This is a genomic window from Acidobacteriota bacterium (genome assembly GCA_026707545.1).
In the GTDB taxonomy this organism is placed as follows: Bacteria; Acidobacteriota; Thermoanaerobaculia; order Multivoradales; family Multivoraceae; genus Multivorans.
In genome coordinates, this window is the sequence record JAPOWR010000001.1 from 290684 (window position 1) to 314832 (window position 24149).

Sequence of the window (24149 nt, forward strand, 5' to 3'; positions counted from 1 at the left end):
GCGAATGGCCGACTCGCAGCACTCGCTCCCTCTCCCGCCGCAGGATCCGGAGGTGGTCGCCGCCGCCGACCTCGGCTCCAACAGCTTTCACCTGGTCGTGGCCGAAGTGCGTGGCGGCCAGCTCGTGTTCGTCGACCGTCGGAAGGAGTTCGTGCGGCTCGCCGCCGGACTCGATGAGCGCAAACGTCTGACCCCCGAGGCGACGTCGCGGGCGCTCGACTGTCTCGGCCGCTTCGGCGAACGCGTACGCTCGTTTCCTCCGGGAACGGTCCGCGCGGTGGGCACCAACACGTTGCGACAGGCGCGAAACGCCCGCGATCTGCTGGAAGCCGCGCAACGATCGCTGGGCCACCCGGTGGAGATCGTCTCGGGCCTCGAGGAGGCACGGTTGATCTATCTCGGCGTGTCGAGGAGTCTGGCCGGCGACGAGAGACGCCTGGCAGTCGACATCGGCGGCGGCTCGACGGAGCTGATCATCGGCGAAGGCTCGCGGCCGCTCGACCTGGAGAGCCTGTACATGGGCTGCGTCAGTTTCAGCCTGCGCCACTTTCCGAACGGCCGGGTGAAGGAGAGGCGCTGGGGGCGGGCGGAGATTGCGGCCCTGCAGGAGCTGGAACCGGTCGAGCGCCGTTTCCGGAGCGGCGCCGGCTGGCGGGTCGCGGTGGGTTCGTCGGGGACGGTTCGTTCGGTGGCGGAGGTCGTGCAGGAGGCGGGCTGGTGCGAGGAGGGCATCACGCTGGAGGCTCTGCTCCGGCTTCGCGAACTGCTGATCGAACGCGGCAGCACGACGCGCGGCGGCATCAAGGGGCTGAGCGAGGGAAGAGCGCCGGTGTTCGCTGGCGGCGTCGCGGTGCTGCTCGCGGTGTTCAAGGCGCTGCGCATCGAACGAATGCGGGTCGCGGGCGGCGCCCTGCGCGAAGGAGCCTTGTACGACCTGCTCGGCCGGTTACACCACGAGGACACGCGGCACGCGGCGGTCGAATCGATGGCCCGGCGGTACCACGTGCAGCCGGAGCAGGCGGAGAGAGTTCGGGAAACCGCGCTGCAGCTCCTGGAGCAGTGCGCGGAACCGTGGAACCTCACTGGAGAGCTTCCGTGGCTCATGCTCTCCTGGGGCGCCCAGTTGCACGAGGTCGGTCTGGACATCAACCACGCCGGTTTCCACAAGCACGGCGCCTACATCGTCGAGAACGCCGAGATGCACGGGTTTTCACTCCAGGAGCATCTGCTGCTGGCTTCCCTCGTGCGCAGCCACCGCCGCAAGTTCCCGCGCCAGATCTTCGATCGCCTGCCCTCGGGGTGGCGGCAACCGGCGCGGCGCGGCGCCGTCCTGCTGCGGCTCGCGGCGGTGCTTCACCGGAGCCGGCGGGACGAACCACTAGCGGTCAAACTCGAAGTTGATGGCCGCGACCTGAAGCTGGTGCTGCCCAGGGCGTGGCTCGAGACGTCGCCGCTGACCCGCGCCGACCTGCGCCAGGAGGCGAAGTTTCTGGCCGCGGCGAAGTACCGGCTGACGGTGGAGGAGGACGGTTGAGGGGCGGCGCAAGCTCCTAGGCCCCGGTGGTCGCGCACGCCTCTACGGCTGCTGCCATCTCGCCCATCGAGAAGAACACGAAGTCGGTCGTTGGCACCGTCTCCACGCGCTCGGTAGCGCCCCAGCTTCCGCCCTCCGAGAGCCGTTGGCGGTCGATCCAGGCATTGGCGAGCCCGAACCGGTTCGCCGGCACATGGTCGTGGTGCAGGCTCTGAGCGGTGTGCAGGATGTCGGACCGGTCTAGCCCGAAGTCGGACTTGAGGTGCTGTAGCAGGTACTCGAAGTTCCGGTCGGCCGGCTTGTACGAGCCGATGTCCTCGGCGGTGTAGATCGCGTCGAACTCGACTCCGAGCTTGCGGTTCGATCCGGCGATGCCGGCCCGGTGGACGTTCGAGAGAATGACGAGCCGGAAGTGCCGTTTGAGGACGCGTAGCGCGTCGGCCGTATCGGCGAACGCCGGCCAGTCCGGCACGGAGGCGCCGAAGGTCCCGTCGAGTTCCGGGTCCGTTCGCAGGCCCAGGCGGTCGGCGATGCGTCGATGCACACGGGCCAACAGGTCGGGATAGAGCAGATCAGGCGTCTCCTGCTCTTGAAGGCTCTCGCACTGGCCGAACGCAAGCAGCGCCGCGTCGCGGGTGACTTCGGCGGCCGGGTTTCGCATGATCAGCGGCTGCAGCGCGTCCCAGATGCCGGTCTCCCAGTCGATCAGGGTGCCATAGCAGTCGAAGGTCAGGACGCGGTAGTCGGTGAGTCGTCGCACGGTCGGTCGAGGCTACATGGGATCGAGGTTCTCCAACCTGCCGCCGGCGCTTCTTGATGCGACGGAGCGCTTCGAGTAGGGTGGTGCACCGTACTATGAGATATGGGGACCCATAGTGAAGACCACGATCGAGATCTCGGACGACCTGGCGAGAGAGGCGAAGGCCCATGCGGCGAGTGAGAACATCACGTTGCGGGAGCTGTTCGAGCGTGGGTTGCGGATGGCGATCAAGGTTGACCGGGAAGCCGCGGGCTTTACGCTGAGAGATGCAAGCGTCGACGGCGACGGTCTGGAGCCGGAGTTTCAGGGTGCCGATTGGGCTCGCATCCGCGAAGCCATCTATGAGGGCCGCGGGGGTTGATCGCCACCGACACGAACATCCTCGTGTACGCCCACCGCGCCGACTCCGAATGGCACGAACGAGCCGCGGCGTGTATGTCGGTTCTCGCCGAGGGGCGCGTGGCTTGGGGGCTGCCCTGGCCGTGCGTTCACGAGTTTCTGGCCACGGTTACGCGCCCAGGGATCTACCGTCCACCTTCGACGCTGGAGGCTGCGATCGAGCAGGTGGACGCCTGGCTCGAGTCTCCGGTGGCTGAACTCCTGACGGAGACGTTCGCCCACTGGGAGTTGCTGAAGGGCCTACTCCGTCAAGGACAGGTCAGAGGGCCGATGGTCCACGACGCACGCGTGGCTTCCTTGTGCCTCGCGCACGGAGTCACCGAGTTCTGGACCGCCGACCGCGACTTCAGCAGGTTTCCCGAGTTGCCGGCCCGGAATCCGCTGCTGGGTTGAGTGACACTCACGGCCGGAACTGAATCGGCCGCGGCCTGAGCCGCCCCGACTGCGAGACGATCTTCCAGGCGGTCTCGAGCCACTCGCAGATCATCCGGCGAGTGTCCCGAGGATCGATCATCTCCTCGATCTGGAAGCGGGACAGCGGGCCGACCGGGCCGCGGGCGCCCTCGATCCTCGCCATCAGCTCGTCGCGGAGGGCCCGTGGGTCTTCGGCTTCGGCGAGCTGGCGCTTGTAGGCGGCTTCGATGCCGCCTTCGGGCGGGATGCCGCCGGTGTCCGCGGCGGGCCAGGCGACGCGCATGGAGGGTTCGGCGCGGGGCGTGGCGTAGTTGTTGCCGGCGACGCCGAAGCTGCGCCGCATGATGACGGTGAAGATGGGCACGGTGACCTGGGAGAAGGCGACCATCCACTGGCCGCCCCAGCGGATCGTGCCGGTGATCTCGTGTTCGAGGCCGACGGCGAAGCCGGGGTTGTCGACGAGGTTGAGCACCGGCAGGTGGAAGAGGTCGCAGAGGTCGAGGTGGCGGCTGAGCTTTCGGCAGCCGTCGGCGGTCAGAGCTCCGCCGTTCGTGTGCTGACTGTCCGAGGCGATCACTCCCATCGGGTGGCCGTTCATCCGCACGAAGCCGGTCACCTGATCGGTGCCCCATAGCGGGCCGATCTCGAAGAAGGAGTCCCTGTCCGCCATCAGCCGGATGGCGCGGCGGACGTCGAAGGTGGCCGTGCGCTTGCGGGGGATCAGGCTGAAGAGTTCCTCGTCGCGCCGGTCAACCGGGTCGTTCGCGTCCGGCGCCGCAACCGGCGGCGTCTCGAAGACGGAAGAGGGCAGGTAGGAGAGGAAGCGCCGGGTCAGAGCCATCGCTTCCTCTTCCGTCTCGGCGAGGTTGTCCACGGAGCCGTTACGGCAGTGGATGTGCCAACCGCCGAGATCCTCCTTGGTGATGTCGTACCCCATTGCGGGGCGGACGACCGGCGGTCCGGCGACGAACAGCTGGGCGATGTCGCGGACCATGACGGAGAAGTGGCCGAGCACCGCCTTGGCGGCACCGATACCGACGACGCTGCCGAGCAGGAGGTTGACGACGGGAACGGTGCTCAGTTGTTCCGTGTACATCGTGCTGCCGAGATGGCCGGGCAGGAAGGAGCCGCCGGCTCCCGCGACCCGCGGACGGCCCGCCTTGATCGCGCCGCGGCTTTCCTTCGCCTTGCTTTCGCCTTCCTTCTTCTGCTGAGGCACCATCGCCGCGACGCTGCCGCCTCCGGACGAGCCGTCGAGCAGTCGAAGGGAGGGCACCCGCATCTCGAGAGCCAGCCGATCGAGATGGCGGCTCTTCTCGCCGATCGCACCGTCCGCGTGACCGCCCCGAGAGGTGAAGTCGTCGGCGCAGACGACGGCCGTGCGGCCGTCGATCCGGCCCCAGCCACCGACGTGGTTGGCCGGCGTGAAGTCGACGATCGCGCCCTCGTCGTCGTAGGAGGCGAAGCCGGCGATGCTGCCGATCTCGTGGAAGCTCCCGTCGTCGAGCAGGAGGTCGATGCGCTCGCGGCAGGTCAGTTTCCCCCGGCTGCGTTGGCGCACGACGCCGCGCTCGTCGGAGCTGGGCGCCAGACGCTTGTGCGCAAGCGCCTGCATCGTGGCGACGTCCTCAAGCTGCGGGGCCCAGGAGTCGTCCCGCCGTTCCGCCTGCGTCTCGCTCAGCGCCCCCTCATCCGGTGCGATGACCGCGACGACCTGGCCCGCCGCCACCGTGTCGCCGGCCTGAAGCGGCTGCAATGCCGCGACCGTCCCGCTTGTCGCCGCGGCAACCTGGGACTCCATCTTCATCGCGCTGACGATCAGGAGCGGCTCGCCGGCAGCGACGCGGTCACCCTGAGCGACCCGGATCTCCAGGATCGAGCCCGCCATGGGACACTCGACGGCCTGTTGGCCGGGGCGGATCTCCAAATCGTCGGCCGTCGATCTCGCGTCGGTCGAGGTGCCGGCGCCGCCGGCCGGGGACACGCCGATCAGCGTGGCCTGCTGCCGGAGCAGGGTCAGGGCGCCGTTTCCGTCGGCGTCGGCGGCGGGGGAGAGAAGATCCGGATGCTCGGCGAGAAGCGTCGTCCGCGCGTCGCCGGCGCGCACGGCGGCGTGGGCGAGGATGGCCTGCAGTTGGCCCAGGTTCGTGGCCAGACCGCCGATATGAAACTCCCCGAGGGCCCGGAGAAGACGGTCGATCGCGGCGACGTAGGAGGACTGGCCGGAACCGAACGACGAGGAACTCGCCGCGATGACCTTGGCGAGCAGGGGGTCGAACTGGGGCGGTGGCGCGTAGCCGACGTAGCCGCAGCCGTCGACCCGTACGCCGGGGCCGGTGGGCTCCTTGTAGGCGCTTAGCGTTCCGCCCCCTCGAGCGACCACGCGGGCCTGGACGGCGGATCCGCGCGGTGCGCCGACCGCGTTCTGATCGCCGAGACCGAGCGAGGCGAGCGTGGCGCCGGACGCGATCCGGAACTGGGCCTCGACGAGATCGATCCCGGTCACCTGTTCGGTGACCGTGTGTTCGACCTGGATGCGCGCGTTGCACTCGATGAAGAAGTGCTCGCCGGTTTCGGGCACGACCAGGAACTCCACCGTTCCGGCGCTGCTGTAGCCGGCCGCGGCGACCAGCTTCACGGCATCGGCGAGGATGCGGTCCTTGAGATCGCCGTCCAAGCCAGGCGCCGGCGCGGTCTCGATGACCTTCTGGTTGCGCAACTGGACGGAGCAGTCCCGCTCGTGTAGGTGGACCACGTTGCCTTCATGGTCCGCGAGAACCTGGACTTCGATGTGGCGGGGACGCTCGATCAGCTTCTCGACGAACAGGGCGCCGGTGCCGAACGCCACCTTCGCCTCGCTGCGGCAGCGGGCGAACGCCTCGGTCAGCGCCTCGGCCGATGCGACTCGACGCATGCCGCGGCCGCCTCCACCGGCGGCCGCCTTGAGCATCACCGGGTAGCCGAGACGCGCCGCCAGGTCGGCGGCGTCGGCAGGGGACGAGGTCGGGCCGTCGCTGCCCGGAACCACGGGAATGTCGAGGGAGGCTGCAAGCTGGCGGGAGCGCACCTTGTCGCCGAACAGCGAGAGCGCGGCCGGGGGCGGTCCCACGAAGACGAGACCGGCCTCTGCACACCGCTGCGCGAAAGCGGCGCTTTCCGCCAGGAAGCCGTAGCCGGGGTGGACGCAGTCGCAGCCGCTCCCACGCGCCGCCGTCACGAGGGCCTCCGCGTCGAGGTAGGCGGCTACGGCATCGTCCGGAGTGCCGTTTCCGATCTCGACGGCCGATGTCGTGAGACGGGTGTGAAGCGAGAGCGAATCGGCGGCCGGATAGACGCCCACCGATTCCATGCCGAGTGACGAGGCGGCCTGGACGATGCGAATGGCGATCTCGCCGCGGTTGCTGATCAGGACCCGTTCGAGTTGCGGCATGGACTGACCCCGTCGGTTGAGGAAGGACGCGAGGATACAGGGGCGGCGCTAAGATCCGCCGCTTCCTGTGGCGGGCTCGTTCGACCGAGCTTGTATCCCTGTTCATGCCCTTTACCTGCCGCAACGCGACGACTGACGACGCGGAAGCCCTCGTCGTCCTGGTCAACGACGCCTTTCAGATCGAGGCGGACATGCTCACCGGCGACCGGATCGGGATTGGGGAGGTCAGGGATCGCCTCGAGCGCGGCGCCTTCCTCGTCTGCGATGCGGAGCGAGGGGCGCTGGACGGCTGCGTCTACGTCGAGCGCCGTGGCGAGACCGGCTATCTGGGTCTGGTCTCGGTGGCAACGGCGCGGCAGAGCGTCGGGATGGGCCGCGATCTGATGGCAGCGGCCGAGAGTTGGCTGCGTGAGGCCGGATGCGGCGTCTTTCAGCTCTGGGTGCTCAGCACGCGGCCCGAACTCTCCGCCTGGTACACGCGGATGGGATATCGGCTGGTGCGCACCGAACCGTTCGAAGCGGTGAACCCGCCGCCCACTAGAAGGCCGCTTCGCCCGTGTCACTTCCTGGTGATGGAGCGCGATGCGGGCTAGGACCGGGCCCGGCCCAGGACCTGGTTTGCCTACTGTTCTCTCAGCACGTCGTACAGGTCGAGCAACTGGCGTCTCAGGCGGCGCTGCTGAACTTGCTCCTCCAGCAGCTGCTCGAAGTCGTCCCGGGAGTCCAGGTAGCGACCCATCTGGGAGAGCAGGGAGAACTTGTCGTGGTCGTGGAAGCGTTCGTCGAGTTCGAGTAGCGCCTCGTAGTAGTCGAAGGTGTTCTTGATGTACCTGCTCTCCCCGGCCTCGGCCATGACCAGGGCCACGCGTCCGAAGGGCGCGACGAGAGACCGCCGCGAACCGGGCACCGCATGGGCGACGATCTTCACCTCGTCGCCCACGGCGAAGCGGTCGCGCATTTCCGGCGCGGTCATCGATCGGACCGAGCAGTTGTCCTCGGTGATCTCGACCGTGACGACGTAGCGGGACCTGGGTACGGGCAGGTGCACCGAGCCTTCGTTCTGGACCTCCAGTTGATAGGCGCCGTCGTCTTCGGCCGGCAGGGCGGCCACCTCGGTCACGAAGCCCCGCAGGACGTAGATGTCCTGAGGGAACAGGGCGTGGTACGGGGGGCCCGGACAATCCTGGCTGGCGGCGGGTGCCGCTGCCAGGGCAGCGCACAGGATGCCGCCCGGGACCGCCGCCCTTCGCCTCATGCCGGCTCCGCGGCCTCCGCTCCCGCCTCGACAGTTAGCTCGGTGGCGACGGGCGGATCGCCTGGAGGCGCCGCGCCGCCGATCGTGTTGATCGCGGTACGAACGCCAGCCGTCAGCCACAGGAGCGCCACACTCGCGGAGACCACGGTTCCGACGAGCGACGAGTACCACACCCACTGGACGGGCCAGCGTAGCCAGAAGGTCACCGCCCAGGCGAGCGGTGCCGTGATCAGGATCACCCGCAGCAGGGAAAGCCAGAGTTCGGGAGAGCCGCGGCCAAGGCCCTGCAGTGTGCGACCGGTCAGGATCGAAATGCCGATGAACGGGTAGGCGAACACGACCACACGCAGGTAGTCGACGCCGAGGCTTCGGATGCCCGGGCTGTCGGTGAAGAAAGCGACGAGGCCGGGAGCCAGCACGTAGAACGCGGCGGCGATCGCCATGCTGAGCAGGATCGTCCGCAACATGGCGTAGCGGACGATGCTGCGGAGCAGGTCGCCGCGGCGGGCGCCGTAGAACATCCCCACCAGGGTGATCAGACCCGAAGCGACCGCGACCTGGGGCAGGATGACGACGTGGTCGAGGCGGCTGCCGATCTGGAGAGCGGCGACCGCGTCGGGCGTGTGTTCGACCAGGATGCGGTTGAGTATGCCGCCGCCCATCGACATGACCAGGAAGGACAGGGACGCCGGCAGGCCGATGACGCAGATGCTGCGCGTGATCGCTGGGTCGTAGCGGAAGTTCCGGAGGTTGAACCGGACATACGAGAGCCTGGCGACAAACAGCAGGTAGACGAAGGCCAGCGCCGCGATCGCCTGGCTCACGATCGTGGCCAGGGCGGCACCCGCGACCCCCAGTCCGAAGGTGAAGATGAAGAGCGGGTCGAGGGCGATGTTGAGCAGCGTGGCCGCGCCCTGGATCATGACGGGGGTCTTCACGTTGCCCTCTCCGGAGAGGATCGAGCGGAAGAAGACGGCCAGCACCATGAAGGGATAGCCGCAGGCGAGAATGCGGAAATAGTCCCAGGCCAGCGGCACGAGTTCCGCGGGCACGCCAAGCGCGTGGAGCAGCCGGATCCCGAAGATCAGCGCCGAGCCCGTGGTGGCCGCGGCGACGGCGGCGCCGATCAGGACCGCGTGCTCCGCGGCGCGGTCGGCGCGGACCCGGTCGCGGGCGCCGATCGCCTGGGCGATGACCGCCGTGATGCCGGTGCCGAGGCCGAATGTCACGCCCATCGCCAGGAACACGAGCGGCATGTTGAAGGCGAGGGCGGTCAGCGCCTCCGGACTCACCCGGCCGACGAAGAACATGTCGACGATCATGTAGAGCGTCTGGATCGACATGCCGATCAGGATCGGCAACGCCAGCACCCACAGCGCCCGCCGCGGATTCGCGACGAAGCGGTCCAGGCGGTCGGCCCCGGGTCGCTCCTGCATCGGCGGAGGTTACCCCGCGGGGGGCCGGAGGAGACTGCTCGCGCGCGATCTCGTTCCTGTATAGTCCGGGCCAACTGCACCCCAGGCCATCTCTAGCAGGCACAGGAGGTCCCATGTCTCGACCCGCTTCGTCCACGCTGGCCGCTCTGGCGAGCCTCGCAATCCTCGCGCTGGTGGCGTCCGTCGCCCTGGCGGCGGCTCCGAACGCGAACAACCTCGATGCGCCGCTGACGGTCTACACCGGCACCGTCGTCGGCAACGACGGCGAGCCGATTCGCGGCGCCACCGTGTCGCTGTTCTCGACGGACGAGTCGCGCAGCATCTCTGTCTACAGCCAGCCGGACGGCACCTACAAGCTGCCCGCCGTTCCCTCCGGCAGGTACAAGCTCCGTGTCCGGCTGATGGGCTGGCTCGACGAGTGGAAGGACCTCAAGGAGACGACCGAGCCGACCCCGATCCAGGTTCGCCTGCGTCAGGCCGAGGGTTGGGCCCTGCAGTCGCAGCGTCCGGCTCACAACCTGATGAACATGATGGAGTGGGAAGACGAGAAGGACGCGCTGAACTTCCGCATGATGTGCGCCTACTGCCACCAGGTCGGGACGGTCGGTTTCCGTTCGCCCGAGGAGCCGGTGGACTGGGAGGTCATGCTCACGCGGATGGACGGCTTCCAGGGTCTGTACAAGCACACCCAGGACGTCCTGGTTGACAAGATCGTCAGCATCTACGGCCGTGAGGCCGAGGACGAGTGGCCGGACTTCGTGCCCCCGGAACCGCCGTCGGGCGAGTCCCTCAAGGGTGAGGTTCGCGAATGGCTGATGGGCGACCAGGCCGGGGCCGTGATCCACGACCTCGAACTGGGCGACGACGGCCTCGTCTACACCGTCGACATGGCTCAGGACGTGATCGAGACCCTCGATCCGGTGACCGGCGAGCGCGCTTTCTACACGGTGCCGGGCGGTAAGGACTACCTGTCGGCGGCAAGCACCACGACCGGAATTCACTCGATCGAGAAGGCCGAGGACGGCGACATGTGGGTCACCCTGGCCTACTCGGGCCAGATGGCCGAGTTCGATGTGGAGACGAAGGAATGGCGGGTCGGCCCCGGCCGCGCCGCTCCGCGTCCGCGTGGCGGTTATCCGCACACCCTGCGCTTCGCGCCGGACGGCATCCTGTGGTGGACCGACGCCGGCAGCCCGAGCGGCGTCGGCGTGCTCTCGCTCGACCCCGACACCTGGGACGGCGAGCGCTGGGACGTCACCGAGTACAAGCTGCCGACGGCCGATCAGGTCCGCGGCGGCGGCGCCCGCGGCGAATCGCGCGGCGTGACCCCCTACGGCATCGACGTAGCGCCGAACGGCCACGTCTTCTACAGCAAGCTGAACGGCCAGCGGGTCGGCCGCATCCGTCCGCAACTCGACGCTGACGATCCCGAGCAGGTCGTCGAGTGGAAGCCGCCGGTGCACGGTCCGCGCCGCCTGCACGTGGCCCCCGACGGCATCGTCTGGGTACCGGGCTGGGCTTCGGGCGACGTCGCGTCGTTCAACGAGGAGACGGAAGAGTGGAAGGTCTATGACCTGCCGCACGGCCCGAACTCGATGCCCTACGCGCTGAACATCAACCCGGTGACCGGCGAGATCTGGATCACCGGCACGGGCACCGACTCGATGCTGCGCTTCGACCCGAAGACGGAGGAGTTCGTCGAGTACCGGATGCCGATGATGGTCACCTACACCCGCGAGATCGAGTTCGACGAGGCCGGCAACGCCTGGACCACGAACTCGAACGCTCCGTCCCGTCACGCCGAGCATCGTCAGGGTTCGGTGCTGATGATCTCGGCCGGAGGCGGCGAGTAGGCGCCACCTGGTCAGCGGGTCCGCCGGGTACGGTCGGCGGACATTGCAGTTCGGAGGCCGGTCCCGTCGGGGCCGGCCTCTTTCTTTCCGGGTGCTGCTCGTTCTCTGGCTGATAGCCTGCCGCGGTCGTCAGATGCCGCCTGCGAAGCGGAAACCGAAGCGATGAACGTCTCTCAGCAGCCAGAAACAGCGCCAGCCCGTGGTGAGGAATCATCGAGCATCAGGTGGATCATGTTCTGGCTCTTCTGGTTCTACTACGCCCTCGCGGGATTTGAGCTGGTCCGGGCGCTTCGAAGACTGAGCGACGGGTTGGAACTCTCGGTTGCGACCTTCGCGGCCCTGAGCTTCCTCGCGGGCCTGCTGGTTGCAGCGGTCTTGTGTGCGCACAGCGAGGGTGTCGGGCTGCTGGTCTGGGTCGAGCGGCTCCCGGACAGGCTGATGCAGTCGGTGCAGTTGACTGGTCTGGTCCTGATTCTTACGGCCCTCGCTTCCACTACTCCTTGGGGGACTGGCATAGAGGAGCTACACGATCCGACCTTCATGCTGGGATTCGGTCTGACGGCTCTTGCCGTGTTCTGCAATGTCAGGCCGCTCGTGGGACGGCGTCGGGCTTGAACAAGCTGAGTTCTCGCAGGACCGAGAGCACGTACTCCAGCTTGGGCATGCGTTGGTTCCTCTTTGGAGTGCAGGCTCTGATGGGGGTCATGTTTGCGGTCGTTGCTGTTCGGGCGCAACGCGACGGTCCGTTGGCCGTCGCGCTCGCGGGCCTGGCTGTCCTCTACGTTGGTGCCTTTCTCCTGGCCCGTGGCAACCGACGGTCGAACGCTTATGGGTCGGGTGCTCTGCTGACGTCGCTTCGTTCGTGTCCCTCCTGGTTCGGCTACGCCGTCCTCGGTGTCGCCGTCGGCCTGGTGGCCTTCTACACGTACGTAGTTGTTGGTTCCCTCAACGACCGCGCCGGGGATTCGCCGCACGCGGTGGAAACGTTGGCACCGCTCATGGTGTTCCTGTTTGGCTGCGTCGGACTTCTACAAGTTCTGCCGAGACTCTCGTTCGGGCGCCGCTGAGGAGTACCCATGGCCTGGTTGGTGGTCGTCCTGGCTGGCTGCGTGCTCCTGGATGCCGTTGCCTACACCGTAGCCTCACGGCGTCCTTCGGCCCCTCGAGGCCTGTTGGCGGTGCAGTCTGGCCTGAAGTGGTTCAACTGCGCGGGCGTCCTGCTCTGCGTGGGCTGGTTCTGGTCGAGGTTGTTAACGGGTGGCGTGTCCTACTCGGGTTGGGCCACGGCCGCCGCGGGCTTCGTGACGGTCGCGACGGTCTGGGCAGTCGTCACATTCGTCGCTTCAGGGGCCAAGCCTGAGGAAAGGCGCGACGGAGGTGGCCGTCGGGTTCTTCGCTTGGCACCTCACTACGCCCGACTTGCCGCCATCCTGTTCCTCATGGCGGTGATACTCGGAGGCGGCCCGGACGACTCGGGTGCACTGCTGTTCCTCATGATTGGCTTGGTGCTCTCGGGTTCCCTGGAGCGATCGACGTTGGCGTCGCTGGAAGCCCCGCGCTCAGTGTCGGTGGTTTCCGAAGACGACGGCGAGTAGACGACTCGCCGTCCACCTCCAAGCCGCCCGGCACCTCTTCGCGTCGAGTTGATAGCTTGCCCTCATGCGGTTGACGCACCTGACCCTGCGCAACTGGCGCAACTTCAAGGAGGCGGACTTCCCGGTTCAGGATCGTCTGGTCGTGTTGGGTCCCAACGCGTCGGGCAAGTCCAACTTGCTTGACGCCTTGCGTTTTCTTAGGCAGGTCGCCTCAGCCGGCGGTGGTTTCCAGGAGGCGGTCCAGAGTCGGGGCGGGATACCACGCGTCCGCTGTCTCGCCGCGAGAAACTTCAACCACGGCCATGTGACGATAGGTGTTCGACTGGGGGACGGCGAGAGGGAGGATCGATGGTCCTACGAGTTGACGTTCACGCGGGAATCGCGGGGGCTGCACCGGCCGATTCTTTCGGGCGAAGTCGTGAAACGGGATGGGACGGTGGTCCTCGATCGTCCTGACGACCAAGACGAGACCGACAACGAGCGCCTGACCCAGACCTACCTTGAACAGGTGAATGCGAACCAGGAGTTCCGACCGATTGCCGACTTCCTCCGCACGATTCGGTATCTCCACTTGGTTCCGCACTTGCTCAGAGAACCGGGACGCCAAGCGGATCGCTCAGACGACCCGTACGGCAGCGACTTCCTCCTTCGAATCGCCAGAACTCCAACTCGCACGCGTGATCGGCGTCTGCGCCGAATCGGCAACGGGCTCAGAGCTGCGGTGCCGCAACTCAGTCAACTCGAACTGGTCCAGGACGATGCAGGTCGGCCCCACTTGGAGGCTCGCTACGGGCATTGGAGACCTAAGGGCGCGCGACAGAACGAGCACGACTTTTCGGACGGCACGCTGCGGCTTGTCGGCCTGCTGTGGTCTCTGCTTGAGGGAAAGCGAGACGCGGGGCCCGTGCTACTGGAGGAACCGGAACTCTCCTTGCATTCTTCGGTAGTACGGCAGTTGCCATCCATCCTGAGTCGATTCCGCGGCACCGGTGGTCCGCAGGTCCTTCTCACGACACATTCTGAGGAGATCATGAAGGACCAGGGCTTGGGGCTGGACGAGGTCGTCGTTCTGGAACCCGGAACTGAAGGAACCGAGGCTGTACCGGGAACTTCGGTTGAGGGTGCCGCCCGGCTGCTTGACAGCGGCCTTAGTTTGGCCGAGATCCTGGGTCCTCGCACGAGACCCAAGCGCGTCGACGAACTGTCCGGCCAGTTGTTCCTGCAGTGAACTTCGTCAACCTCGCCGTCGAGGGAGACACCGACGTTCCCGTTGCGGAACGCCTGATCGGTCTCTTGGACCTGGAGCCCCATGCCGTCGTGACTGGGCCGGGTGCGCCGAACCTCGATGCTCGGATTCCCGAGTTCAACCGTTCCGGTGAGCATGTGAACTGGCTGATACTGCGGGATCTCGACCATGACGCTTCCTGCCCAGCCGAGTTGGTTCGAAACCTCCTTGGTGGGCAGCCGATGGCTCGGCGCATAGCCCTTCGAGTTCCGGTCCGCGCGGTAGAGAGTTGGCTCTTGGCAGACCGGGAGGGCTTCTCGCGACAGTTCGGCGTAGGGCTGAGACAGGTACCGAGGCACCCAGACTCGCTGGTGGATCCGAAGCGCCGGTTGATCGATATCTGCAGGAGGTCCCGACGCGCCGATGTCCGCAGGGGGATGCCGCCGAGACAGGGTAGCGGTAGGTCGGTCGGTCCGGAGTACGTGACCCGCATCGTGGAGTTCGCCCGCTTCATGTGGGATCCTGAACGAGCGGCTGAGGCGTCGGAGAGTCTCCAGAAGGCGCTAGTCGCCCTGCGACGGCGTGTAGACGATGGTACTTGGAGTTGACAAGATCCGGGCCCCGGAGACGGTGGCGAGTGGTGGGGGGCTCGGACGAGCGCGATCAGCCCACTGGAGGCGTGTCGTTGCTCGCCCGTCAGGTTTCTGGAGGTGCGGTCGGTGAAGTGGCTGCTGGTGGGGTTTCTTGCGGCCTTCGGGGGTGGGCTTCTCGCTCAGAGGATCGCCGAGTCACGCGACCATCCGGTGTGGCGGCCGAGGACGGAGCTTGCCGTCGCGTGGGTCTACTGCCTGCTGGCGCTGGCAAGTGTGGCATGGTTCTGGTCACGGGGCCTTGAGTTGATAGGTACGGGCACGTCCGTGGCCCGCTGGGCCATCGCTGCGTCCGTGCTCGTGGCGGCTGCCGTGGCCCTGCGCCTGGCTGAGCTGTCCACCTCGAAACACAGCTCGAAAGGCGCGACAGCGGGCCCCTTCTGGGAGCGTCGCCCTGTTCGGGAGATGGTCTTCTGCACTGACCTTGCAGGGATGCTGTGCGCCCTGCTCGCGCTGTTGTTGTCCACCCGCCCTGAGGAGCCCACGACGTTCCCACTGCCATTGCTTGTTCTCGTCCTTTCGTCGACGATCCTTCGTCAGAACGAAAAGTGAGACTCCGGCGCTGGCGATGACGTTGCTGTTGTGCACTTGTTGAGTCATCGCCGATGATTGTCTGGCGTGGCCCGAATCGAATTGCTCACTGGGCTAGCTTCCTGGTCTTTTTCGCCGCCTTTGGCCTGTGGACGCTCTTGGCTTCGGAGGTGTCGAAGGATCCCGCGTGGCCGGCGACGGCGCTGGGCATCGTGGCGCTCCTGGTGGTCGTCGTCTTCGCGCTTGCGTGGGCCGGCCGGGGGGCTGTGAAGAGTGAGGGCAGCAGTCTGTTCCCGGCGTTCGATGGCGTTCCCAGCTGGGTCGGCTTGGCCCTGGCCCTAATCGGCTTAGGCTGTGTCGCGGCAGGTGCCTACAGCTACTACGTCCACGACAGGGAGTTCTGGATCGCGGTGCAGTTCTACGTGGTCGGGTTCGGGGCGATGGCTCTCTCCCAGGCTCTCCCGCGTTTCCGTCGTCCTTTCGCCCGGGACTAGGCGGTCGCAGCGTTTAGAACGTGTACCTGAGCGAGTTCGAAAGGACCACATCCGTCTCCTTGACCCCGGTTGGCGGTTCGCTGTCGTGGGCGACGTTCAGGCTGATCGCCAGGGCCAGTTGACGGAAGAGCTGGATCTCGAACGAGGTCTCTGAAAGCAGCCGGAGGTCCTTGGGGCGGTCGAGGCGGGGCTGGGCGTAGAGGGTCTGAACCAGACGCACGCGTTCGTCTTCGCTGTTGTAGCGGACGGTCAGGTAGTTGGTGGACCGGTGGTGCTCGCTGCTTCTGGTATCCGGGAGGTTGGCCGGCAGGTCGAGGGTCTCCTGCTCGAGCATGTAGCCGGCACCGACGAAGACTTCGGTGCGTTCGGCCTGGACCAGGGCGAATCGGGCGCCGGCCCCGGCGAGGAAGCGGTCCTCGAGACGGATGAACTCGTTGAACTGGTACTGCCCAAAGACCTCGAAGGAGGCGCTTGGGCTGTGCTGGCGGATGAAGCGCAGGTGTCCCTGAGCGTTGTTGATGTAGCGGTTGTCGTTCAGGCGGGTGAAGGAGTAGTTGGAGACCAGGAAGATGACATTGGCCGGATCCCCGGTTTCGTCGTCTGGTGCATTGGTTTCGCCTGCGGCGTCGGTCTCGGGCCGGGGCCAGGCGTACTGAAGGCGAACGCCGGCGCCGAGGATCTCGCGTTCGGTGTTGCCCTGCTGGAGCGAAGCGTTGATGTCGAAGGTGCCGCCCCATCCCGGCTCGTTGGCGCCGACCCGCATCTTCTCGGTGTTGACCTGGGCGGCGGCGGGAGCCGCGAGCGCCGTCGCCAACGCCAGGGCTGCAAGAGCGCGCAGGGCCGGACCGTGACCCCGAGTAGGTCCCATGCGGCTGAAACCTACTGCGGAAACGCCGACGTGTCGCCCAGGCCGCAGAAGGGACGGCTCGGGTTCGAGTACGTCTTCGACACACCGGCCACGGTGTCCGTGACGGTCAACTGGTAGTCGACATCGGTCAGCCCTGCGGCGAAGACCCAGAAGGCCTTGTTGATCGTTGTGCCGTCGAGCGCCTTGACCGCGAGTTCGATGTTCCCGGGCGAGAAGAACCACATGTAGCCGGTGGCGTCGGCGCCCGGCAGCGGCGTGGCGACCCCGCTCTCGCCGTCGGCCTTGGTCCACTCCGCGGTCACTTCGAAGCGGCCGTCCAGCAGGCAGAGCGCTCCGGGGGGGCACGTCCCCTCGGTGGTGGCGGACCGGATCTTGTCGGGAGCAGTCGCGTTGGGAACGCGCTGCCTGTTCCAGGCTCCGCCGGTGACGGCTGCGAAGCCCGCCGGCTCGCCGAATGCCTTCGAATCGCCGCGCCCGCAGATCTCGCCCGGCGGATTGCGGTAGACGACGACACGGTCGTGGAGGGTGTCGGTGACGGTGAGCCAGTACTCGACGTCGGAAAGTGCCCCGTAGTACACCCAGTGGTGGTCGTTGATGGCTCGCCCGTCGAGCAACTTGAACACGAGCTCCACGTTCTCGGGCGAGAAGAAGGTCGCGGTGCCGCTCTCGTCGCTCAGGCGTTGCAGCGAGCCCGTGCCGCGCTTTCCGTTGTATTGGGACTGCCACTCGACCTCGACCCGGAACCGGCCGCCGGAAAGGCAGAGGGTACCTTCGCCGTCCGTGCAGCCCGGACCGGCGGTCATGTCCTGAATCACGCCCACGGCGCGAGCTTCGGGCAGGTCCGCGCCGCCGGAGACGTCGCTCAGGACGAGATCGAAGAGCTCGCTGCGCTCGATCTCGTCGTCCGCCATCAGCGGGACGTGGACCAGACGCGCGCCAGATTCCCCGTCCTTCCACACGAGCCGCCCCTCGACGGCGCTGAAGTCCGTGTCGGCGGCAGAACGGGGCATCGTCCGGTAGCGGACGGCGATCTCCCCGCGCGTACCGCCCCGGCGTTCGACCGCGATCGTGGCCTCCTCGCCCTCGTGGCCGGGGAACGCCGGCCCGGTGAACTCGATCGACCCGGCGGGGTTGACCGGCCGACCTCCGGGTCCGAGTTCGAGCCGCATCCGGTGCGGTGCGTCGATGTCGCCGCTCATCGACTCGAACTCGAAGCGGAAGTCGCGCGGCACGTCTCTTGTGGGGTTTGGGAGCAGCGGAATCCGGACGGTTTGCGGCTTTGCGTCGCCGTGCTCCCACCGCAGCTCTCCTTCGGTGCTGCGGAACTCCCGGCCGGCTCTGGCGCTGCCGTTTCGGGTCCCGTAGGCCAGTGTGACGGCGCCGTCGCTACCGCCCACCCGCTTGACCTCGATTGTGATCGCATCAGCGTCGCCGCCTCCGGCCGCCGCGGTTGCCACGAGCCGCCCCCGCCGCTCCGGCTTCATCGCGTCGCGCGCCAGATCCTGAAGTTGCTCGAAGTAGTAGCGGTACGTCTCCTGCGGCCGCGGAGACTGCTCCGAGAGGGTGATCATCGTCATCACGATGTCGGCCTCGGGATCGACGCCGATGTACTGCCCGTTGTAGCCGTGGGCGAGGTAGCGGCCCTGGGGCCGGATCCACCACTGGTAGCCGTAGCTCGGAGCCTCGGCGATGCCGGCGGTCTGACCGCGCGTCGCCTCGGCGATCCACTCACGCGAGACCAGGCGCTTGCCTTCCCACAGCCCTTCCTGGAGCGTGAGCTGGCCGATCTTCGCCATGTCGCGGGGTCGGATCCGGAGGCCGGTGCCGCCCCAGTGGCGGCCGCTCAGGTCCGGGTCCCAGGTGGCCGTGGTGATCCCGAGCGGCCCGAAGAGGTGCTGCTGGACGAAGGCCAGGTGACTCTTGCCGGACGCGCGGTTGTTCACCTCGGCGATCACATGGGAGAGCCCGCTGGAGTAGCTGAATTCCGTGCCCGGTTGGGCGACGACATCCCGTGTCAGGACGTAGTCGACGCTGTCGGCGTTGTTCCAGAACGCGCCGGCGGTTTCGTTCCAGGCCAGCCCGGCGGTCATCGTCAGCGCGTGGCGCAGGGTGATGCCGTTCTTCGGCGGCTCCCTCAGGCGGTGGGCGTAGTGCGGCAGAAGGTGGACGAGCCGGGTGTTGACGCCCGGCAGCAGGCCCTGGTCCATCGCGATGCCTACCGCCAGCGAGGTGACGCTCTTGCTGACTGAATGGACGTTCTTCAGGGTCTTGTTGGTATAGCCGCCGAAGTAGGCCTCCGCGACCAGGGTGCCGTGCCGAACGATGACGACTCCGCGTACGGTCCGATAGTCGGCCTGTGAGCGCACCCGGTTGAAGATCTCGCGGACGGTCGCTTCGTCGAGGCCCTGGTCGGCGGGAACGGAGCGAAACCAGGCGTCGCCGATGTCCGCGGGCTCCTGCGCTTGCGCGGGCTGCGAAACGCCCCCGAAGAGAAGCGCCGCGACCATCGCTCTGAGGATGACGTCCTTCATCGTGGAGATCCGAACCGCGCCGCCTGCACCTGCCCGGTCCGAGGCGCCGGCTTCACTTTGACACAAGCGGGCGAACCTGCCCGCCGGCCGGTATCCTTGGGCTACGCAAAGCGTCGTTTCATCAGAGCCCCGTCCTTGGACGGCGGCTCTTCCCGCGGCAGGAGGGAGTTACAGGATGTCTCGTTCATCGTTCACCGCTGTGTTGCTCGCCGTTCCGGTTCTCTGTCTGGCATCGTGGGGTTGCGCCGTCTCCGTGAGCTCGGAGACGGCGGCCGAGCCCACCGACGCCTCCGACTTCGACGCCTCGGTCGATGTCGGGTCGATCGACTTCCCGACTTCGGCGGGCGAGGAGGCGCAGAAGCACTTCATCCGCGGCGTCGCGATTCTCCACAGCTTCGGCTACGAGCAGGCGCGCGAGCAATTCCACGCCGCCCAGGAGATCGAGCCCGATTTCGCGCTCGCGTACTGGGGTGAGACGCTGACCTACAACCATCCGTTGATGCCGGAACGGGATCTTGAGTCGCCGCGCGAAGCCCTGGCGCGGCTCGGCGAGACCCGCGACGAACGGGCGGCCAAGGCCGGCGACGAGCGCGAACGGGGCTTCCTGACCGCGGTCGAGGAGTTGTTCGGCGAAGGCGAACTGGTCGAGCGGCGCATCGCCTACATGGAGGCGATGGAGCGGCTCTACGAGAGCTACCCGGACGACGACGAAGTCGCCGCTTTCTACGCGCTGTCGCTGCTGCAGGCGGTCGGGCCGCTCGACGACGACACCTTCCGGCTGAACGTCCTGGCAGGGTCGATCGGTCTCGGCGTCTTCGAGCGCAACCCGAACCACCCCGGGGCGGCCCACTACATCATCCACGCCTTCGACGATCCGGTCCACGCGCCGCTGGCGCTGCCGGCGGCCTATCGCTTCGCCGACATCGCAGCCGCCGTCTCCCACGCCCGCCACATGCCGTCGCACATCTTCATCCAGCGCGGCATGTGGGACCGGGTGTCGAAGTCGAACGACTCGGCCTACGAGGCCGCGGTGGCGCTCTGGGACCCGGGCGAACGGGTCAGCGACATGGTCCACTCGCTCGACTGGGGGCAGTACGGAGACCTGCAGCGCGGCGACTACGCCAAGGCGCGGGAGTGGATCGCCGAACTCGACGACCTGGTCGAGCGCACCGAAAGCGACTGGGCCGAGAACACCGTGCCGCTCGTGCGGGCCCGCTACATCGTGGAGACGGAGGAGTGGGAGACGCGCGAGATCACGGACGACACGTCCAGTTCGGAGTTGCTGGCGACCGGGATCTCGGCGGTCCACACCGGTGAACTCGACCTGGCCCGTGAGGCCGCCGCGCGGCTCAAGAAGGCGGGCGAGCGGCAGAGCGGCGACAGCTCGACGTTCCAGCGCGGCCCCAAGCCCGCCCAGGTCATGCACCACGAGGTCGCGGGCCTGATCCGGCTCGCCGAGGGCGACGCCGACGGTGCCGTCGAACTGTTCGACAAGGGGCTGGCGATAGCATCGACGATGGGGCCGCCGCGCGGCGCGGCGTCGCCGATCAAGCCGATCCGGGAACTCTACGGCGAGGTGCTGCTGCAGATCGACCGCCCGGAGGACGCGATCGCGCAGTTCGAGGACCAGTTGCTCTACACCCCCAACCGGCCACGCACCCTGCTGGGGCTGGCCCGCGCGCAGTCCGCCGCCGGCGACAGGGCGGCCGCCTCCGAGTCGTATCAGAGGTTGCTCGAGACGTGGTCAGGCGCGACCGAGCCGAAGGAGCTTGCCGAGGCGCGGGAGTTCGTCGCCTCCGCCATGTAAGGCCTCTCGGGTGACCTTCGAGACCGAGTTCGAGACCAGACACAGCGACTGCTTCGCCGCCACCGGCTTCGTCCACGCCGGCGTGTTGCTGGCGCTGACCGAGATGGCCTACGCGCGGTTCGAGCAGCACTGCGGCATCGATGCCGGCCTGAAGCCCGAGCACGTCTACGCGGTGCAGCGGTCGACGAAGGCGACGTATTACTCGCCGCTCCGCTGGCAGGAAGGGGCTCGCATCCGGGTCAGCACGACGGAGGCGACGGAGCGCGGGTTCGATCAGGACTTCGAGGTTCTCTCGGCCGCCGACGGCCGCGAGATCGCACGGTTCACGCATCGCTGGGTGTTGCTCGATACGCGGGCCGGACGCCCGGTGGCTCTGTCCGGGGACATTCGACAGCGGCTCCTGGGGGAGGATTGAGATCGTGCCTGGAAGGGAGTTTCCATGAACCGCAGACCGCCTTGCCGTCTCCTGGCCGTGATCGTCGTGGCCGCAGCCGCCTGTACCGGGTCGGGACAGCCCGAGGCTGAGGGCCTGGGCCTCGTCATCGAGACCGCGTCGGGCCCGGTCGAAGGCGCGGCGGTCGACGATGGCCGCGGCCCCGCTGGCGACGTGCTCGCCTTCCGCGGCATTCCCTACGCCGCGCCGCCGGTGGGCGATCTTCGCTGGCGGCCGCCCCAGCCGGCGGCATCCTGGGATGGTGTGCGGCCGGCCCTGGACTCCGGTGCGCCATGTTGGCAGCGGATCAGTCCCGACACGTCGATCTGGAGCCGCGGCGAGCTCGACCGCAGCGAGGACTGCCTCTATCTCGATCTGTGGACGGCTGCCGCCGACGATGCCGCTCCGCGGCCGGTCATGGTCTGGTTCCACGGCGGCAGCCACGAGGTGGGGCATGGGTCTTCGCTCATCTTCGACGGCGCGGCGCTTGCCCGCAAGGGTGTCGTGCTGGTATCGATCAACTACCGGCTGGGCTCGTTCGGCTTCCTGGCCCACGCGGCGCTGACGTCCGAGTCGGAGCACGGCTCGTCCGGCAACTACGGCCTGCTCGACAAGATCGCCGCGCTGCGATGGGTGCGGGGCAACGCGGCGGCGTTCGGCGGCGACCCGGAACGAGTGACGATCTTCGGCCAGTCGGCGGGCTCGATGAGCGTCTGCAGCCTGGTCGCGTCGCCGCTGGCGGCAGGTCTGTTCCATCGCGCGATCGGTCAGTCGGCCGGTTGCTTCACTCCGCTCGAGGGCCTGGAGCAGGCGGAGCGGCGCGGCGTGCTGCTCGCCGAGGAGTTGGGCGTCGCGGAGGATGCCGCAGGGGCTGAAGTCGCCGCCGCGATGCGGGCTGCTTCGGCGGAGGACGTGCTGGCCGGGGCCGGCAGTTCCGGGTGGTCTGAGGGAGCGAAGACGGTGGTCGACGGCTGGTACCTGCCGGATCAGCCGTCGGCGATCTACGCCCGTGGCGAGCACAACCCGGTGCCGATGCTGGTCGGCTTCATGGGCGACGAGTCGCGCGCGCTCTTCGCGCCCGGTCCGCCGCTGGAGCGCCCGGCGCTCGAACTGCAACTGGAGGAGCAGTACGGGGAGGCGGCCACAGGGCTCTTGGCCGCCTACGCCGCGGAGGCGAAGAAGGCGCCCGGGGCGGTGCCGGGCCTGATCTTCTCCGACACGATCTTCGGCTGGGGCAGCCGGACTTGGGTCCGCCACGCCGCGGCTGCGGGCGGTGACGCCTACCTCTACTACATCCCGCACGCGCCGCCGGTGTTCCGGCTCTACCTGCCGGACCGGCCGGACCTGGGCGGCGAAGGCGGTGCGCGCCGGATGGGCGCCTACCATTCCGGCGATCTGGCCTACGTCTTCGGCAACACCGACCTGGTGGGGATCAACTGGGAGGACTGGGACCACGAGATCGCGGACCTGCTTTCGAGCTACTGGTCGAACTTCGCGAAGACCGGCGATCCGAACGGCGAGGGGCTGCCCGAGTGGCCGCGATACGAGCACGCGAGCGACCAGGCGCTGGTCGTCGGCGACGCGGTCGGCGTCGAGTCGGGTGTGCTGAGAGAGAAGCTCGACGCCCTCGACCACGCTCTTGGCGGCGGTTAGCGGTACTCGGCACGAGACCGGTGCCAGGCGGGGCTGCTAGCTTCGCCCCATGACCGCGATTGCCGAGCCGCTGCCGCCGGAAGTCGACGACTTCCGGCAGCAAGCGCTGGAGTTCGCCGAGCGCGAGGTGTTACCGCGGCACGAGCGGCATGGCGCACTGCTCGACGATCCGCGCGAGCGCTACGACGCCGGCGGGCGACTCCAACCCGCTGCCGTCGACCTGATCAGGGAAGTGCGCACGGCGTCTGCCCGCGAAGGGATCTTCACCGCGTGCGTACCCGAGGAGCTCGGTGGCGGCGGCTACGGTCATCTGGCCTACTACGCCGGTTGGCAGACGCTCTTTCACCGCCTGGGGCCGCGGCCGTGGCTCCTGCTGCACGTCATGGCGCACTGGGCGTTCGGTCCCAGCCGACTCCTGTCGCAGCTCTCCGAACGGGCGCGCGAGCGCTTCCTGCCGGGGTTGATGGACGGCTCGAAGATCATGTGCTTCGGGCTCTCTGAGCCGGGCGCCGGTTCCGATCTCTCGGCGCTGGCGACGAGAGCGGAGCGGGACGGCGACGGCTGGCGGATCACAGGTCGCAAGATCTGGACCACGCACGGGCCGATCGCCGACTACTGCGTGCTGTTCGCGCGGACGGGCGAGCAGGGGATCACCGCCTTCATCGTTCCGACCGATGCGCAGGGCTTCAGGCGGGTTCGTGTCGTCGAACTCTTCGGCGACATCGGCGGCGACGAGGCCGAGATCGCGCTGGAGGGCCTCTATGTCGAGCCGTGGCAGGTCATCGGAGAGGTAGACCGCGGTCTGGCCGCGGCGCTCTACGGCGTGTCGCTGGGCCGTGTCTACAACTCGGCGCGAGCGGTGGGGACCGGTCGTTGGGCGATCGAGACGGCGCTCGCCTACGCCCAGAAGCGAGAGGCCTTCGGCTCCCCGATCGCCGAGTACCAGGGCGTGAGCTTTCCCCTGGCCGAGTCGGCGACAGAACTCCACGGCGCTCACCTGATGGGGCGTAACGCCGCCCGGCTGCTCGATGGCGGCAGCCGCGCGATCAAGGAGCTGAGCATGACGAAGGCCTACTCGGTCCAGGTGGGGCTGCGCGCGGTCGACCGGGCGATGCAGACCCACGGCGCCCTGGGATTCACGAACGACCTCGGCCTCACCGAGGCCTGGAAGGCGCTTCGGGTTGTCAACGTCGCCGACGGCTCGAACGAGATCATGAACCGCATGATCGCCCGCCAGCTACTCCGGGGCGACACCGACCTGTAGCGTGCGCTCGCGGCGGC

Annotated in this window: 21 protein-coding genes; 15 read left to right on the forward strand and 6 right to left on the reverse strand. The window is 67.8% G+C overall.

Annotated elements, in window-relative coordinates:
* Positions 1–4: 4 nt before the first annotated feature.
* Positions 5–1534, forward strand: a complete 1530-nt coding sequence (locus OXG83_01120; GenBank protein MCY3963609.1) for a Ppx/GppA phosphatase family protein — start codon at positions 5–7, stop codon at positions 1532–1534.
* Positions 1535–1550: 16 nt separating this feature from the next.
* Here OXG83_01120 and OXG83_01125 read toward each other — a convergent pair whose 3' ends face one another.
* On the reverse strand, positions 1551–2294 hold the full coding sequence (locus OXG83_01125) for a haloacid dehalogenase (GenBank protein MCY3963610.1): 744 nt from the start codon (positions 2292–2294) through the stop codon (positions 1551–1553).
* A gap of 115 nt (positions 2295–2409) precedes the next feature.
* Between OXG83_01125 and OXG83_01130 the strand changes: the two genes are divergently transcribed.
* Together OXG83_01130 and OXG83_01135 are read left to right on the forward strand one after the other, a co-directional pair.
* The gene (locus OXG83_01130) at positions 2410–2655 is read left to right on the forward strand and encodes a DUF2191 domain-containing protein (GenBank protein ID MCY3963611.1); all 246 of its coding nucleotides are present in this window, start codon (positions 2410–2412) and stop codon (positions 2653–2655) included.
* Positions 2652–3086 (forward strand): PIN domain-containing protein, encoded by a 435-nt coding sequence (locus tag OXG83_01135; protein MCY3963612.1) that lies wholly within the window; start codon positions 2652–2654, stop codon positions 3084–3086. The genes OXG83_01130 and OXG83_01135 overlap by 4 nt, the downstream gene beginning before the upstream one ends.
* Before the next feature lie 7 nt (positions 3087–3093).
* Here OXG83_01135 and OXG83_01140 read toward each other — a convergent pair whose 3' ends face one another.
* Positions 3094–6537 carry an ATP-grasp domain-containing protein gene (locus OXG83_01140; GenBank protein ID MCY3963613.1) on the reverse strand — a complete coding sequence of 1148 codons (3444 nt, stop codon included), beginning with the start codon at positions 6535–6537 and terminating at the stop codon, positions 3094–3096.
* Between the two features lie 104 nt (positions 6538–6641).
* Here OXG83_01140 and OXG83_01145 point away from each other — a divergent pair, with 104 nt between their 5' ends.
* Positions 6642–7130 carry a GNAT family N-acetyltransferase gene (locus OXG83_01145; GenBank protein MCY3963614.1) on the forward strand — a complete coding sequence of 163 codons (489 nt, stop codon included), beginning with the start codon at positions 6642–6644 and terminating at the stop codon, positions 7128–7130.
* Positions 7131–7159: 29 nt separating this feature from the next.
* Here the strand turns inward: OXG83_01145 and OXG83_01150 are convergent, their stop codons facing one another.
* A complete protein-coding gene (locus OXG83_01150) occupies positions 7160–7792 on the reverse strand; it encodes a hypothetical protein (protein MCY3963615.1) in 633 nt (210 codons plus the stop codon).
* Positions 7789–9228 carry an MATE family efflux transporter gene (locus OXG83_01155; protein MCY3963616.1) on the reverse strand — a complete coding sequence of 480 codons (1440 nt, stop codon included), beginning with the start codon at positions 9226–9228 and terminating at the stop codon, positions 7789–7791. Before OXG83_01155 ends, OXG83_01150 begins: the two co-directional genes overlap by 4 nt.
* A 113-nt stretch (positions 9229–9341) precedes the next feature.
* Between OXG83_01155 and OXG83_01160 the strand changes: the two genes are divergently transcribed.
* From OXG83_01160 to OXG83_01190, 7 genes are all read left to right on the forward strand, one after another.
* Positions 9342–11081 carry a carboxypeptidase regulatory-like domain-containing protein gene (locus OXG83_01160; GenBank protein MCY3963617.1) on the forward strand — a complete coding sequence of 580 codons (1740 nt, stop codon included), beginning with the start codon at positions 9342–9344 and terminating at the stop codon, positions 11079–11081.
* Between the two features lie 162 nt (positions 11082–11243).
* Positions 11244–11696: a hypothetical protein gene (locus OXG83_01165; protein MCY3963618.1), complete on the forward strand. Its 453-nt coding sequence runs from the start codon at positions 11244–11246 to the stop codon at positions 11694–11696.
* 563 nt (positions 11697–12259) lie between these two features.
* Positions 12260–12676 (forward strand): hypothetical protein, encoded by a 417-nt coding sequence (locus OXG83_01170; GenBank protein ID MCY3963619.1) that lies wholly within the window; start codon positions 12260–12262, stop codon positions 12674–12676.
* 64 nt (positions 12677–12740) lie between these two features.
* Positions 12741–13904, forward strand: a complete 1164-nt coding sequence (locus tag OXG83_01175; protein MCY3963620.1) for an AAA family ATPase — start codon at positions 12741–12743, stop codon at positions 13902–13904.
* Positions 13901–14509 carry a hypothetical protein gene (locus OXG83_01180; protein ID MCY3963621.1) on the forward strand — a complete coding sequence of 203 codons (609 nt, stop codon included), beginning with the start codon at positions 13901–13903 and terminating at the stop codon, positions 14507–14509. Before OXG83_01175 ends, OXG83_01180 begins: the two co-directional genes overlap by 4 nt.
* 111 nt (positions 14510–14620) lie before the next feature.
* Positions 14621–15103, forward strand: coding sequence for a hypothetical protein (locus tag OXG83_01185; GenBank protein MCY3963622.1), 483 nt, complete (start codon positions 14621–14623; stop codon positions 15101–15103).
* Positions 15104–15156: 53 nt separating this feature from the next.
* On the forward strand, positions 15157–15576 hold the full coding sequence (locus tag OXG83_01190; protein ID MCY3963623.1) for a hypothetical protein: 420 nt from the start codon (positions 15157–15159) through the stop codon (positions 15574–15576).
* Positions 15577–15589: 13 nt separating this feature from the next.
* Here OXG83_01190 and OXG83_01195 read toward each other — a convergent pair whose 3' ends face one another.
* Positions 15590–16444 carry a DUF481 domain-containing protein gene (locus OXG83_01195; protein ID MCY3963624.1) on the reverse strand — a complete coding sequence of 285 codons (855 nt, stop codon included), beginning with the start codon at positions 16442–16444 and terminating at the stop codon, positions 15590–15592.
* A gap of 11 nt (positions 16445–16455) precedes the next feature.
* Positions 16456–18975: a serine hydrolase gene (locus OXG83_01200; protein MCY3963625.1), complete on the reverse strand. Its 2520-nt coding sequence runs from the start codon at positions 18973–18975 to the stop codon at positions 16456–16458.
* Between the two features lie 175 nt (positions 18976–19150).
* Between OXG83_01200 and OXG83_01205 the strand changes: the two genes are divergently transcribed.
* The 4 genes from OXG83_01205 to OXG83_01220 are packed head-to-tail and all read left to right on the forward strand — an operon-like array spanning position 19151 to position 24132.
* Entirely contained in the window at positions 19151–20782 is a 1632-nt protein-coding gene (locus OXG83_01205; protein ID MCY3963626.1) for a hypothetical protein, read from the forward strand.
* A 10-nt stretch (positions 20783–20792) separates the two neighbouring features.
* A complete protein-coding gene (locus OXG83_01210; GenBank protein ID MCY3963627.1) occupies positions 20793–21197 on the forward strand; it encodes a thioesterase family protein in 405 nt (134 codons plus the stop codon).
* Between the two features lie 24 nt (positions 21198–21221).
* Positions 21222–22868 carry a carboxylesterase family protein gene (locus OXG83_01215; protein ID MCY3963628.1) on the forward strand — a complete coding sequence of 549 codons (1647 nt, stop codon included), beginning with the start codon at positions 21222–21224 and terminating at the stop codon, positions 22866–22868.
* A 49-nt stretch (positions 22869–22917) separates the two neighbouring features.
* Positions 22918–24132 carry an acyl-CoA/acyl-ACP dehydrogenase gene (locus OXG83_01220; protein ID MCY3963629.1) on the forward strand — a complete coding sequence of 405 codons (1215 nt, stop codon included), beginning with the start codon at positions 22918–22920 and terminating at the stop codon, positions 24130–24132.
* Positions 24133–24149 lie beyond the last annotated feature (17 nt).

Bases quoted from the DNA above. Each gene is read 5' to 3' on its own strand.
- OXG83_01150 (MCY3963615.1), bottom strand. From the start codon at position 7,792: ATGAGGCGAAGGGCGGCGGTCCCGGGCGGCATCCTGTGCGCTGCCCTG.
- OXG83_01155 (MCY3963616.1), bottom strand. From the start codon at position 9,228: ATGCAGGAGCGACCCGGGGCCGACCGCCTGGACCGCTTCGTCGCGAAT.
- OXG83_01145 (MCY3963614.1), top strand. From the start codon at position 6,642: ATGCCCTTTACCTGCCGCAACGCGACGACTGACGACGCGGAAGCCCTC.
- OXG83_01215 (MCY3963628.1), top strand. From the start codon at position 21,222: ATGAACCGCAGACCGCCTTGCCGTCTCCTGGCCGTGATCGTCGTGGCC.
- OXG83_01175 (MCY3963620.1), top strand. From the start codon at position 12,741: ATGCGGTTGACGCACCTGACCCTGCGCAACTGGCGCAACTTCAAGGAG.
- OXG83_01190 (MCY3963623.1), top strand. From the start codon at position 15,157: ATGATTGTCTGGCGTGGCCCGAATCGAATTGCTCACTGGGCTAGCTTC.
- OXG83_01200 (MCY3963625.1), bottom strand. From the start codon at position 18,975: ATGAAGGACGTCATCCTCAGAGCGATGGTCGCGGCGCTTCTCTTCGGG.
- OXG83_01165 (MCY3963618.1), top strand. From the start codon at position 11,244: ATGAACGTCTCTCAGCAGCCAGAAACAGCGCCAGCCCGTGGTGAGGAA.
- OXG83_01195 (MCY3963624.1), bottom strand. From the start codon at position 16,444: ATGGGACCTACTCGGGGTCACGGTCCGGCCCTGCGCGCTCTTGCAGCC.
- OXG83_01160 (MCY3963617.1), top strand. From the start codon at position 9,342: ATGTCTCGACCCGCTTCGTCCACGCTGGCCGCTCTGGCGAGCCTCGCA.
- OXG83_01120 (MCY3963609.1), top strand. From the start codon at position 5: ATGGCCGACTCGCAGCACTCGCTCCCTCTCCCGCCGCAGGATCCGGAG.
- OXG83_01220 (MCY3963629.1), top strand. From the start codon at position 22,918: ATGACCGCGATTGCCGAGCCGCTGCCGCCGGAAGTCGACGACTTCCGG.
- OXG83_01205 (MCY3963626.1), top strand. From the start codon at position 19,151: ATGTCTCGTTCATCGTTCACCGCTGTGTTGCTCGCCGTTCCGGTTCTC.
- OXG83_01140 (MCY3963613.1), bottom strand. From the start codon at position 6,537: ATGCCGCAACTCGAACGGGTCCTGATCAGCAACCGCGGCGAGATCGCC.